Source organism: Chryseobacterium indologenes (assembly GCF_002025665.1).
Classification (GTDB): domain Bacteria; phylum Bacteroidota; class Bacteroidia; order Flavobacteriales; family Weeksellaceae; genus Chryseobacterium; species Chryseobacterium metallicongregator.
Window position 1 is genome coordinate 3,304,419 of the sequence record NZ_CP018786.1, and the last position, 13,402, is coordinate 3,317,820.

The window sequence follows — 13,402 nt, forward strand, 5'->3', positions numbered from 1 at the left end:
CAATAAGAATACTTTGAAAGCAACCTAATAAAAATAGACTGCCTTGTTGAGACAGTCTATTTTGTTATACTTATTGTTGTTGATTATGGCCAGATCACCCCGGATTGTTTTGGGCTTGTCCATGGTTTTCCTGCAGGGCTTGTTCCCGGATGGGCGGCAAGACATTCGCTTACCCATGTAGCACCTACGGCGTGAGATTTCACTTTTTTTACAGAACAATAAGTAGTTCCGAAGTTATCTTTATACAGCTGATAGTTAGGATAAGCGCCCTTCGCTACTAACTCTTCATTGTTAAGAAGTTCAACATCATCACTCACTTCAGCCGGATAATCCACAACTGCACCCAGAACCCATGCTATGGAATCTCTGTTGTTACCAGCCACCAAACTTGGCGGAGGACTGAGTGTAATCTTGATGGAAGATTTAGAATGATCTACAGAGTAGGAAGAAGAATAGGTAGATTCTTTAACGCTTGCCAACGGAATTCCTAAGAAAGAAAGCGTGGCAGAAGTAGACTGTTCAAAGGTTTTCTGAATGCTTTTATAATCTTCACCCGTTACTGTGATCTCTACCGTAGGATAATTGGAAATAGCCACCCCGTTCAGTAATCCGAAAGGTCCTTCCGGTCCGAATTTCATCCCCGGATCCGGAGAAAACTTATACCCTGAAATATGTTTTTCTTCTTCTTTATCTCTGCTGTTGATCTGTGCTTTACGAATTGGGTCAAACCATGCCCAATACATATTGCTGGCAATATTAAAGTCTTTGGGGCCAAAGTTCACAAGTGTAACCCCTGTAAACATCATCGAGATTTGGATGGAATTTTTGCTTATTGCAATATCTTCACTGAAATAATTGGCATTTCCCCCAATTCCTAAGGTAAAGAAATCAAAGATAGGAATAGAAAAACCAGTCTTCCCTTCTACGGAAACACTGAAACGACTTTCAGATTCACGGGTCACTTCCATATCGATCTGAGCAGTCTGAGAAGTATTTTTAAGCCCGTTTAAAATTTCGTTGAGCGGAGTGGTCACTTCAAAAGCCGGTAAAATACTGTCATCATTCAGCAGCAGTCCGCCATTCTCTTTTTTAGGATTCTGTACATTCTTCAATGCTTTGGACAGGTAACCGTTATTCATCGTTACATTGTTCTGTAATGATATCGTAGCGCCCAGTGCGTCCAGATAATTGGCTAAGACAGGGAGAATAGGTTTACCGCTTGCCGGGGTCTTATTCAGTAACGCATCAAGGTTATCACTCTTCTGAATCTGGTATAAAGTAGTGGAAGGATTCGCCCATTCAGTAGCAATTTTATCCATAATGATATCAATAGGCTGCATGGTATCGGTAGCTGGAGGAAGCGTATTATAAGCCGCTACCCAAGCATTAAGCAAAGCCATCTGCTGATCTGTAGCTCTTGTATGCGCATCATTCAGTACAGCGGTATCTTCTACAGATAAAGAATAATTGACTTTTGAAAAAGCATCAATAAAATAATTGGTAAACACCTGATCCAGCTGTACTGGTTCAGTATTAGCTCTAAGGTTGGAAGAGATCCAGTCATAAGTTTTCTTATTAAACTTCAGATTAGAAGGATCCTGCCAGTAATAAGGAAAATTTCCTTTACCATTGATGGTGATCGCAGACAGGTCTGTACTTAAAACACTGGAAAGAATATCATTAGCTCTGTCTTTCAGTTCTGTAATAATTTGTGATGCTTCTACAAAGGGAGCAACATTTTCTGGATTTTTCATGATAATAATATTGGTATGGTTCCTACTCTTTTCTTGGCTTTTCGGATGCTGCCGTTGTTCAGGGTTTTGAAGCTTCTTTTGAACATATCAAAGTAACGGCGAAAAAAAGGCAGATTTTAGGGTATAAATTTCCGATTTTGAAGCCAAGTATTTGTACTGTAGACGATAGGCATTTTTACGTATAAAAAACAACGCATTATTTTAATCATAAGCATCTGTGAAAATCTGTGTCATCCGTGGGAAAATATAAACCACAAATTTTTAAACACTTAAGTAAACTTTAGAGTATTTTATTTTGCATAATAAGTCCACATAAGTTTAAAAAATCTTTGATTTTTATCTTAAGTGCTATTTTTATGGCTGCTATTTTTAAATCTGCTTAAGTGTCTAAAGTGTTTTTAAATAAATCCTGATCAATTTTATTTTTAAAGGTTAACCGTTATCTAAATAGCTTAAATAAATTCTATATTTGAAAATCAACCAACACTATCTCACACCATGAAAGATACTCAATATGACATCAAACTCAGGCCGACTGTAGTGGAAGATTTAGAAACTCTTTTTCAGTTTCAGCTTGATGATGAAGCCAATCATCTGGCAGCATTTACATCAAAAGATTCTGCGAATAAAGAAGCCTATATCGCCAAGTTCACAAAACTACTGGCTGATCCTACCATCAATAACCAAACGATCATTGCCGGTACAGTGATCGTTGGAAGTATTGCCAAATTTATCATGGAAGGAGACGCAGAAATCACCTATTGGATTGATAAGAATTTCTGGGGAAAAGGTATTGCTACAAATGCTTTGAAAGATTTTCTCACAATTGAGACCACAAGGCCCATTTTTGGACGGGTTGCCTTTGATAATCTGGGTTCACAAAAGGTTCTGGAAAAATGCGCCTTTGTAAAAATCGGCACCGATAAAGGGTTTGCCAATGCCAGACAAACGGAGATTGAGGAGTTTATTTACAGACTTGATGATTAAGAAAAAACGATATTCGTCTGCATAGGCTATGAATGAATTATTTGTATCTTCGATAAAACTAAAATCTATCATCATGAATTACAAAGTACTCTCCAATTTTATTTTAGAAAATTTAGAACAGGAAGTTAATGATTACATTCTCCGTGGCTGGAAACCTCAAGGCGGAATATTCGTTAATGCCTCAGGATTCTACCAGGCAATATCTAAAGTATAGTACACCATTATAATCTTACTGCTGAGGATTAACTGTCCATGACTGTAATTAAAAATCAAACTCCTGACTTCTCTTTTCGGGGAGTTGGAGGGAATCGCCCCTTCTTCTGAACTTTCCTGGAAGAAGGGATTCAAACCCTTAGCAGATCACCAGATCTCCTTCACAAAATATTTCCATTTTTCAGAGTACCTGACTCATAATCAGGTGGCCATAAACTATTCTCTGTAAGGAAGTAATATAAAAAACATCCATTTTTAACTGCCCATTATCCATTCAACTTTGAAACAGCAAAAATGATAGATACCACCTAAAAATTTACACTACAATAATTGCGAATGCATATTAACCAAAAAAGCGTTCATTCATCTGATTAATTATCGTTTCTATTCCTTCTTTTCTCAGCCATTCATATTCAGAGGTTGCCAGTTCACCAGCAATATAATGAAGCTGCTCTCTATTGTCTGTAGCGGCTTCGTAAACAATATCAGCAATGGTTTCAGGAGCATCCCGTTTTGCAGATGAATCCGCTCTCATGGCTGCTATATATTGATTAAAAATATGCTGATAATCGGGATGGGAAACCATTTGTGCATTGCTTCCAAAATCAGTCTGCATGTAAGCAGGAACTACTGTTTTAATCTTAATATCCCAATCTTTCAGTTCGTAGCGCATTCCTTCTGTCCATTTCTCCAATGCAGATTTTGTGGCAGCATATACGGAAACAAACGGGTAAGGAATATTGGCAGTAGATGAAGTTACCGTAATAATTGTTCCGTTTTTTCTAGCTCTTAAATAAGGAAGAAATGCCTTTGTCACCAATAGAGTTCCTAAAAAATTGGTATTGATCTGACGGGCAAGCTGTTCATCTGAAATTCCTTCAAAAGGTCCCATAAGTCCGTAAGCAGCATTATTCAGGACTACATCCACCGGACTTATTTTTTCTGCTTCTGAAGCAATTCCGGAAATCTGTTTCGGATCGTTGATATCTAATTTCAGGAGACGAATGTTAGACCATTCTGTAAGTTCAGTTTCTTTTTCGGGATGCCTCATGGTGGCAATTACAATCCAGCCTTTTGATGCAAACAGTTTAGCGGCGGCTTTTCCTAATCCTGATGAAGCGCCTGTAATGAAAATTGTTGGGTTCATTTTTTATTCTTTTATATTGACACAGCAAAGGTGCACCGATAAAAAAAGAACCTGTTTACCATTTGGTAAAAAGCATATTACCGGATATTTTTCCTGATTCTGCTTAATGACTGCTGAGTAATTCCCAGATAAGAGGCAATATAAGATAAAGGGATACGATTGACCAATGTGGGATATTTTTCCATAAATTCCAGATAGCGCGTGGTAGCATCCTGTGATACTAACGGACTTATCCTTTCCAGCTTTTGGGCAAGGGCTTTATTCGTCACTTTTTGAATAATATTTTCCCAGTCGATAATGGTATCTGAAATTTCTTTCCAATCCTGATTAGAAAACACCAGCAATGTACAGTCTGTTGCGGCCTGAATATATTCTGTGGAAGGTACATTTTTCAGATTGAAGAGCAAATGTTTTTCTTCAATAAAGATCTTGGTAATTTCTTCCCCTTTGTTGTTATAATAGCAGATACGAATGATCCCGTCAAGAATAAAACCTACCTGCCTGAGGACTTTTCCTGCTTCTGCAAAATATTCCTCCTTGCTCAGCTCAATCTCTTTTGCTTTGCTCGTGATAAGATCTATTTGCTGTTGGTTCAAATGACCAAACTGCAGAATATATTCTATAAACTCTTTCATGATAACAAAGTTAGCAATTGTCTTTTGGGTGTATTTACCATTTGGTAAAAAATGACATTCTTAGGAAGTATGGGTGCTAATTCTGTCTTCAATTCTAAAGACATTAAACTGTCCGTCATTTTGGGGAAAATCTCCTGATAACGCTCCGTATTTATTCCTGTAAATACTCATCAAGTGTCTCAGTAGCTTTTGCCATAGCCTTTATAATTTATACTTCTAAATGCATATCAATAAAACACTGTAAAGCTTTCGACTGTGGTCCGTCTTTTCTAAAAACAAGAATGGTATTCATTGTTCCCAGCTGCTTATTCAGTCCATAGGTTTTAATTCCTCTTCCGGCATAATATTTAGTGACCACTTCTTCCGGCAATATGCTGACTCCCAACCCTGCTTCCACAAAGTTAATGACTCCTTCAATGGAATTCAGAACTGTACTTTTGTAGTTAAGAATTCCTTTGTGGCTTAACCAGGATTCTAATCTTTCTCTGAAAATACATCCTTCATCAAAGACCACTATTTTCAATGGTTCTTTCTCAATCAATGTCTGCAGATTCGGGCCTTTTGAAGAAGTAAGAATTACAAGCTGCTCTTCCTTAATGCAGATTTTTTCCAGTCCTTTGACATTCACAGGAGCAGAAACAAAGGCAGCATCCAGGTTGTAATTCAGAACATCAGACAGCACTGAATCTCTGGTATCTGATTTGAACTCAAGCTCAATATCAGGATAATTTTCATCAAAAGTATTGAGGATTTCCGGAACTTTCAGCGCCATTGTTGTTTCTATACAACCTATTTTCAAACATCCTCTGATATTATCACCACTCTGGATATTATTTTTTGCTTCTTCCACCAAATGCCGGATCTGTTTTGAATACTGCATCAGGATCATTCCTTCAGAAGTAAGCTCTACCCTTCTGGATGTCCGGGAGAAGAGCTTGGTATCAAACTCATCCTCAAGGCTTTTTATTCTTGCCGTAACGTTCGACTGAACCGTAAACATCACAGAAGCTGCCTTTGTAAAGCTTCCTGTTTCAGCTACCGCTTCAAATATTTTTAAATCATTAATGTTCATCTTAATTAATCATTATTAGTGATTTAACTTATTACAATTAATCGTTTTTAATAATCAAATATCCGTATTAATTTTGGACTATCAAAAAAAATAAATGAAAATAATTTCAAGACAATTCATTGCAGGTGTATCATTTGTCCTGTTCGCAGGCAATATGACATTAGCACAAACCAATCAAAAATTACATGTAAATAATCACATTATGGAAAATCACCCTGTTCACTACCGCAACATCAAAGTAAATGATTTAAATCTGTTTTACAGAGAAGCAGGTCCGGCCAATGCTCCAACGATACTTCTTCTGCACGGATATCCTACCTCATCTCATATGTTCAGAAATCTGATCCCGATTTTAAGCAAAAAATACCATGTCATAGCTCCGGATCTGCCGGGATTTGGCTATTCTGATGCTCCGGATCATAAGGAGTTCTCTTATACCTTCGACAATCTTGCAGGAACGGTACAGACATTTGTAGAAAAGCTGAATATGAAACGTTTTGCGATTTACATTTTTGATTATGGTGCTCCGGTAGGTTTGCGTCTTGCCATGAACAATCCTGAAAAAATCACAGGGATCGTTTCACAAAACGGAAATGCCTATGAAGAAGGATTAAGCAATGAATGGAATCCGATCCAAAAATACTGGCAGGATACAACAGAAGCCAACCGCCTTGCATTAAAAGGCTTCGTTTCTAAAGAAGTAACTCTGTTTCAGTACCAGCATGGTGTTTCTGATCTTTCTTTAATAGCACCGGAAGCTTATACTCTAGATCAGAAATTCCTTGACAGACCAGGTAATATAGAAATCCAGCTGGATCTGGTCAAAGATTACAGAACCAATGTGGCTTTATATCCAAAGTTTCATGAATATTTCAGAAAGTATCAGCCCAAATTATTACTGGTATGGGGAAACAAAGATCCCTATTTCCTTCCTGCAGGAGCTGAAGCTTATAAAAAAGATCTGCCGGAAGCCAAATTAAAATTTTATGACACGGGACACTTTGCCCTGGAAACCCATGCTGAAGAAATAGGTGCTGAAATCTTTGAATTTATGGGGACATTACCTCGATAGTATCTATCACTATTGAATCAATTTTAAGAAATAAGCGAAACATTTTATTATGAAGACAATTGTCATTAAAAACTATGGCGGACCTGAAGTTTTACAACTTGCAGAAACATCTATTCCTTCTATCGCAGATCCTTCTCAAGTACTAGTAAAAGTAAGGGCAACTTCTATAAATCCTCTTGATTTTCAGATAAGACGCGGTGATTATGCTGCTCTTTTTGATTTGCCTGTTATAACCGGCCATGATGTTGCCGGAGATATTATTGCTGTGGGTGAAGCTGTAAAAAACTGGAAAACTGGTGATAAGGTGTATTATTCTCCCCGTTTTGGCGGCTCCGGAAGTTATACAGAATATCATCTTACCGATGAATCTTCACTATCAAGAATGCCAGATAACATCAGCTATGAAGAGGCTGCTGCAATTCCGCTTATCGGAGGAACAGTTTGGGAAATGCTGATGGTAAGAGCACAATTAAAAAAGGGAGACAGTATTCTAATCCTTGGTGGTGCAGGTGGCGTAGGGACTCTTGCCATACAAGTCTCGAAGGCATTAGGGGCTTTTGTTTACACTACCGGACAAAGCATTCTGCATAAGAAATTAAAAAAGCTTGGAGCAGATGTTGTAATTGATCACCATAAGGAAAACTGGATTGAAAAAATACAAATCTACACTAAAGGAAAAGGTGTGAATGTGATTATTGATACCGTAGGAGGAGCAACACTTTCAGACAGTCCACTTGCTTTAGCGGATTATGGTTCCGTGGTAACACTGGTGGATATTCCAAAACCTCAAAACCTTATCAATGCCTGGGAAAAAAATGCAACATATCATTTTGTTTTTACCCGACAAAGCAGGGATGAACTGCATCATATCACTGAATTAATTGAAACCGGAAAAGTGAAACCTGTGATAGACAGTATATACTCACTTGAAAATATTCAAAAAGCCCATCAAAGAATAGAGGACTCGAAACGAGAAAAGCCTCTGTTTGGGAAGATTGTATTGTCAGTTTAGTTTTTGTCATAGAACTTTTCGGAACTATTTATTTTCAAACTTTTTTAGAGAAGAAATATTTCATCATACCACTACACAAATGATCCATTTTGTAGCAAATCATTATATTTGAAAAAACATCATAACACTTGTTTTCTTCAAATTAAAATATGGAAAAAAGACTGAAGCAAGAACACTTAAAACTTCTAACATTAGAAAGTCAGGGATTAACACAGGATACTCCATTCGGGATTGGAAAAGCTGCAGCTCTGAATGCTTTGGAACATCTCGGATATATTCAGATTGATACATTATCTATGGTGGAGCGGGCCCATCATCACACACTTTGGACAAGAATTCCCGATTTTCAGGCAAATGATCTGGAAGAATTGGTGGAACAACGTCAAGTATTTGAGTATTGGTTTCATGCTGCGTCCTATCTTCCTATGAAAGATTTCCGGTATGTTTTGCCTCAAATGCTGATGATTAAAAGAGGGGAATCCCGTTATTATAATGCTGATCCCAAAGTGATGGAATATGTGACAGACACCATCCGCAATGAAGGACCTAAAAGAGCAAGAGATTTTGAGAATGAAAGCCATAAAACAGGAAGCTGGTGGAATTGGAAACCTGCCAAACTAGCTCTTGAAAGACTTTTCATGCAGGGAGACCTGATGATCAGCGGACGTTCCGGAATGCAGAAAACATATGATCTGGCTGAAAGAGTTTTGCCATCTTCTACGAATACTACAGAACCTACTCCATTTGAGTTTGCAGAATATCTGGTAAGAACCAATCTGAGAGCGTATGGATTTACAACATTAAAACAAATCACTCACCTCAGGAAGGGAAATGATGTAAAGACGAATGTCAATAAGGTTTTACAGATGATGCTTGAAGAAGGTACAATCTCAAAAGTGGCTATTGAAGGAGGACCTTCTGCTTTTGTACAAAATGAAATACTGGAAAGAACTTTTGATCAGGCTAGTTCCAGTGTATGGCTGCTTTCTCCGTTTGATAATTCCATTATTCATCGAGAGCGGATCAAACAGATTTTTGATTTTGATTTTCGTCTGGAATGCTATACTCCAAAGGAAAAAAGACAATATGGTTATTTCTGCCTGCCTATTCTGTTTGGAGATCAGTTTATCGGAAGGGTTGACTGTAAAGCCCACAGAAAAGAAAAAAAACTGGAACTGATTCATTTACATATTGAAAACACTACTATTGACCTTAATTTATGGCTTAAGCCTTTCGTAGAAACCATAAAACGTTTTGTCATTTTCAATGGTTGTGAATCTTTGGTTCTGACTCAAGTAAGTCCATCAAAGCTGAGCACTCCCATGAAAAAAGAATTGTCCAGATTAAAGTTTAAAAAGTAATAGCTATTTATCTGAATGTTTCTATTAAAAGACAAATCGCATTATTGAGCTCAATAATGCGATTTTATTTTTATTAGGATGATTCCGATTAGTTTAATTTCTGATTTGTTTTCTGAACAAAATCATCCCATTGCTGGTTCAGGTAAGTGAGTGCTTTCTTTTTCTCACCATTATTCATAGAAGAATAATTAATGGAATTGAAAACCAGTTTTTTCAATGCTTTCACATCCAGTTCCCAATACACTTGTGTAACCCAGAAATCATAACTCAGACCTGTGTATCCGTACACAGACGGATCATCACTGCTGATAGAACATTGTACTCCGTTGCTCAATAAAACCCTTGCAGGATGGTTTCTTAAATCACTTACATATCCTAAAACCTGATTACTGATCGGGCTTACTTCCACCAGTTTATTTTGTTTTTTGATCTGTTCCATCGTTTTTGGAAAATAGATAAGGTTCAGTCCGTGGCCAATTCTTTTATTGTTCAGCAGCGCTACATCCAGAATATTTTTATTCAGGATAGAATTGCTTTCTCCGGCATGAAGGAAAAGAGGCAGTTCCACTCCGTACTTTTTATGAAGTCCGCTCATTTTGGCCCAGCTTTTCTCAAAAAAACTGATATTATGCCCGGCAGCTTCATCTGCCACAAGATCAAAACCTGAGATCATATCAGGAAATTCTTTCTTCATTTCAAATGCCGTTTCCAGCTGCTTTTCAATACTTTCATTATCTAAGAATTTAAAGCTTGAATAGATCAGTTTCAGGGTGAACTGCGGATCTGATTTCTGTACTTCTTTAAGAATATCCTGCAAATCTGTAATGGAAGTTTTCAAAGGATATTTTCCATGTTGAAAATCATAAAGTTCATCAAAGATATATCTGATTTCTACGTGTTGTACTTTATCTTTAATCAAATCCTGAAATCCTTTCAGATAATATGCTTTAAAGAAAGGACGATACGGAAGCAATAAACTGATGCGTTTAAAACGTTTTTCAAATTCAATCCAATAATCTGTGTAAGAGCAAAGGTTATCACGTTTCAGCGTAAGAAGATCCTGCAGTTCTTTTTCAAAACCAGGGTTTGAAGTGAGTTTTTTATCAAGGTTTACAAATCCGTTCGGAACTTTTCCTTTTTCAAAAAAAGCCAGCTGCCCAAAAATGTACTGATCATTATCTTTCTGATCAAAAACATAGCATTCCTGGTATTTTCTGGCAGCCGAAATAATCCATTTTACATCTGTAATTCCACCGCTGTGGGTATGCAGTAAACCTCCTTTTGGCATGGTCTGAAGAATTTCAAACAGTTTGCTACTTTCTATAATTGGTTTTAATTCATTAAAAGAACTGTTATATAAAGGTGTCTTCTTCGTTTCTGTATCACTGATAAACTCTTTACGGATCTGGAAGAGTTTTTTATCTAAAGCGAGTTCTGCATCGGACAATTTTATATCAGCATCAAATGCCATTGCTGCATTTTCTTTCTCTGATAACGCCAGGTTTTGTTGGTATACAGTTTTTTCAGTCACTTTACCTTGCCCCCAAAATAAGGGTGCTCCAAAAAGTAATATATAAATAAGGTATTTTTTCATCATAATAAATATTGGAGGGGTTGTACTATCAGTTATGTTTTAACTGATAAAATAAAAGTAGCTTGTTATAGCAAAAATTGTGCAAAATAAAGCTAATTCAAAAATAAGATTAATTTTATTAATATCCTTCAAGTAATTATTATGCTTTAATTGTTTTCTGATCGGCCTCATTTACAGGTTCTGAAGTAGGTAAATTATGACAGAACATTTTTAAGGACAACATTTAATAATGAGAAAAAAAGACAACATTTTCGAATTCTTTACTGAAAAGAAGTTCTGAACTTCAATGGAGAAAGACGGGTTTTATTTTTAAACAATTTGGTAAAAGATTGTGGATGTTCAAAACCCAGTTCATAGGCAATCTCACTTACTGATAAATCTGTGGTAGAAAGTTTTTCTTTCGCTTTTTCAATCAGTTTATCATGAATAAACTGCTGGGTACTCTGGCCAGTAAGCGTTCTTAACATACGACTTAAATAATTGGGAGAAATTCCAAGATGATCTGCAACAAACTGTACGGTAGGTAATCTTTTTGATACAAGATCATTATCATTGAAATAATCATCCAGCATAACTTCTAAACGATTCAGAATGGTATGGTTGGTTGTTTTTCTGGTGATAAACTGCCTTTCGTAGAATCTTTCGGAATAATTGAGTAAGGTTTCAATATGGGAAATGATAATATTCTGGCTGAATTTATCAATCACCGAATGGTATTCCTGCTGAATGTTTTCTATAATTCCATTGATGGTAATTTCTTCTTTTTTTGAAAGGAATAAAGCTTCGTTCACTGAATAATCAAAAAAATCATACTGCTTTATGATCTTCGCCAGTGAAGTATGCCATAGAAAATCTGGGTGAATCAACAGCATCCAGCCAGATTGGTTTTCCTGCATATTAAGATCTGCTTCTATTCTGAAAATCTGGTTTGGGGAAATAAAAAACAGCGTTCCTTCATCAAAATCATATTCCTGCTGGCCGTACTTCAGCTTTCCATTCATTCCTATTTTTAAAGAAATCTGGTAAAAATCCAGCATCCAGTTGAACTCACCGATGTCAGCAGGCCGCTTTACCTCTTTATAATCAATCACACTGATCAAAGGATGTTCAGGAGGAGGCAATCCTCTTGAACGGTGAAATTCTGTGATGGTTTTTATTCTTTTTATTGCCCGTCTTTCCATATCTATAAAATTACAAATTGTTTTTGCAGTAAACTGTTGTTGTAGAGTTTTTTCGCACAGATGACACAGATTTTCACAAATATTTACGTTAATACTATTATTTTCAAAACTTATTTGGACTTCTCTACGTCAAAATTTTCTCTTTATTTTAATTAAATATTTATTTCTTTTGTGACTTTTGTAGTTTATTTTTCCCACAGATTGCACAGATTTTCACAGATGCTTGTGGTTAAAGCAGTGCGTTATTTTATTCTTAAGTGTACTTTTCAGCGTAAGAATATGCTCTTCGTCTTACTAAAATGCTTAAAAACTTTTGTGACTTTTGTGGTTCACTATTTACACTTCATCATTTTGGTAGACCTCAGCAAATTCTTTTGCAAAGTCGGCCAGTTTTACTTTTCCCAAAACAGGCTGATGCTGATCATAATCTTCATACAGAATCCCGCTTCCCTGAGCAGCCTGAGTTTCTACAAAACCTCTAGCCACCTGCTCATTAAAGCCGATATCAAGCCAGTTTTTCAATAATTCCTGGTCTGAGATCACCTTCCACTGAAGATCCGGCTTGCCGATTGAATTCCCCAAGACTTTCGCAATTTCATTAGGAGAAACCTCATCACTTGCTACATATCGTACCATTCTACCATCAAATGGTTTTTCAGTTTCTTCTGCAATAACAGCCGCAATATCCAATGGAGAAACCCACGGTTCTTTCTGATCTCCTCCCCAATTGGAAATAATAAAGCCTTTGTTTTTAATCGTATTGATGAATGAAAACATATTGAAATAAATGCCTACCGGACGAATAAATTTGATGGCAACTTCATCCGGAAGCTGCTTCAGAATCTGTTCTACATGATGATGAAACACGATAATCCCCGTCCCTTTATCCGTGTGAGCTCCAATACTGCTGAGATGGATAATTTTCTTCACTCCCGAGCGCTCCACAGCTGTTTTGTAATGGTGGCCAATTTCGCAGATCTTTCCAATAAAATCAACATCTTTATCAAAAAAATCTCCTGCTGCTTCCATGGTTTCCATTAAATAAACAATATCTGCCCCTGTAAATACATCCGTGAGAAAATCAGAATCAAACATACTGCCTATCGCCGCTTTTGCTCCCAATGCTTCTATAGCTGACATTCTTTCTATAGTACTGCTTATCACTGTTACCGAGTGTCCTTTCTCTACAAGCTCTTCTGTAAGAGGTTTTCCGATGTTCCCGATGGAACCTGTTAAAACAATATTCATTTCTATAATTTTTTGTTAGAACAAAATTCTGAAATACCTGTAAAGAAGACTTCACCGAATCTATCTTCTTCTTAGCCAAAAAAGGAAACTTGATGAATAGATGTATTTTTTCGGTAAACAGAACAC

At 36.8% G+C, this 13,402-nt stretch carries 12 protein-coding genes; 5 read left to right on the plus strand and 7 right to left on the minus strand.

Translation table 11 applies throughout. The features are described from left to right. Positions 1 to 83: 83 nt before the first annotated feature. Positions 84 to 1,754 carry a hypothetical protein gene (locus BUE84_RS14955; protein WP_079242354.1) on the minus strand — a complete coding sequence of 557 codons (1,671 nt, stop codon included), beginning with the start codon at positions 1,752 to 1,754 and terminating at the stop codon, positions 84 to 86. Positions 1,755 to 2,252: 498 nt separating this feature from the next. Here BUE84_RS14955 and BUE84_RS14960 point away from each other — a divergent pair, with 498 nt between their 5' ends. Both BUE84_RS14960 and BUE84_RS24440 read left to right on the plus strand, forming a co-directional pair. Beyond that, the gene (locus BUE84_RS14960; protein WP_079242355.1) at positions 2,253 to 2,741 is read left to right on the plus strand and encodes a GNAT family N-acetyltransferase; all 489 of its coding nucleotides are present in this window, start codon (positions 2,253 to 2,255) and stop codon (positions 2,739 to 2,741) included. Between the two features lie 73 nt (positions 2,742 to 2,814). Further along, the gene (locus BUE84_RS24440) at positions 2,815 to 2,955 is read left to right on the plus strand and encodes a hypothetical protein (RefSeq protein WP_158521371.1); all 141 of its coding nucleotides are present in this window, start codon (positions 2,815 to 2,817) and stop codon (positions 2,953 to 2,955) included. A gap of 342 nt (positions 2,956 to 3,297) precedes the next feature. Here BUE84_RS24440 and BUE84_RS14965 read toward each other — a convergent pair whose 3' ends face one another. From BUE84_RS14965 to BUE84_RS14975, 3 genes are all read right to left on the minus strand, one after another. Further along, positions 3,298 to 4,101, minus strand: a complete 804-nt coding sequence (locus BUE84_RS14965; protein WP_079242356.1) for an SDR family oxidoreductase — start codon at positions 4,099 to 4,101, stop codon at positions 3,298 to 3,300. 77 nt (positions 4,102 to 4,178) lie between these two features. Continuing rightward, positions 4,179 to 4,736, minus strand: coding sequence for a Crp/Fnr family transcriptional regulator (locus tag BUE84_RS14970; protein ID WP_079242357.1), 558 nt, complete (start codon positions 4,734 to 4,736; stop codon positions 4,179 to 4,181). Between the two features lie 208 nt (positions 4,737 to 4,944). Beyond that, complete coding sequence (locus BUE84_RS14975; RefSeq protein ID WP_079242358.1) at positions 4,945 to 5,808, minus strand: LysR family transcriptional regulator; 864 nt, start codon at positions 5,806 to 5,808, stop codon at positions 4,945 to 4,947. Positions 5,809 to 5,902: 94 nt separating this feature from the next. On the opposite strand from BUE84_RS14975, the gene BUE84_RS14980 reads away from it, so the two are divergent. The 3 genes from BUE84_RS14980 (at position 5,903) to BUE84_RS14990 (ending at position 9,253) form a co-directional block, all read left to right on the plus strand. Then, positions 5,903 to 6,880, plus strand: a complete 978-nt coding sequence (locus BUE84_RS14980) for an alpha/beta fold hydrolase (RefSeq protein WP_202971499.1) — start codon at positions 5,903 to 5,905, stop codon at positions 6,878 to 6,880. A gap of 49 nt (positions 6,881 to 6,929) precedes the next feature. After that, positions 6,930 to 7,892 (plus strand): zinc-binding dehydrogenase, encoded by a 963-nt coding sequence (locus tag BUE84_RS14985; protein WP_079242359.1) that lies wholly within the window; start codon positions 6,930 to 6,932, stop codon positions 7,890 to 7,892. Positions 7,893 to 8,041: 149 nt separating this feature from the next. Beyond that, positions 8,042 to 9,253 (plus strand): winged helix-turn-helix domain-containing protein, encoded by a 1,212-nt coding sequence (locus BUE84_RS14990; RefSeq protein WP_079242360.1) that lies wholly within the window; start codon positions 8,042 to 8,044, stop codon positions 9,251 to 9,253. Between the two features lie 88 nt (positions 9,254 to 9,341). Here BUE84_RS14990 and BUE84_RS14995 read toward each other — a convergent pair whose 3' ends face one another. The 3 genes from BUE84_RS14995 to BUE84_RS15005 all read right to left on the minus strand — a co-directional run bounded on the left by BUE84_RS14995 (position 9,342) and on the right by BUE84_RS15005 (position 13,276). Beyond that, positions 9,342 to 10,850: an adenosine kinase gene (locus tag BUE84_RS14995; RefSeq protein ID WP_079242361.1), complete on the minus strand. Its 1,509-nt coding sequence runs from the start codon at positions 10,848 to 10,850 to the stop codon at positions 9,342 to 9,344. A gap of 257 nt (positions 10,851 to 11,107) precedes the next feature. Further along, on the minus strand, positions 11,108 to 12,028 hold the full coding sequence (locus tag BUE84_RS15000; RefSeq protein WP_079242362.1) for an AraC family transcriptional regulator: 921 nt from the start codon (positions 12,026 to 12,028) through the stop codon (positions 11,108 to 11,110). A 336-nt stretch (positions 12,029 to 12,364) separates the two neighbouring features. After that, complete coding sequence (locus BUE84_RS15005; RefSeq protein ID WP_079242363.1) at positions 12,365 to 13,276, minus strand: SDR family oxidoreductase; 912 nt, start codon at positions 13,274 to 13,276, stop codon at positions 12,365 to 12,367. Positions 13,277 to 13,402 lie beyond the last annotated feature (126 nt).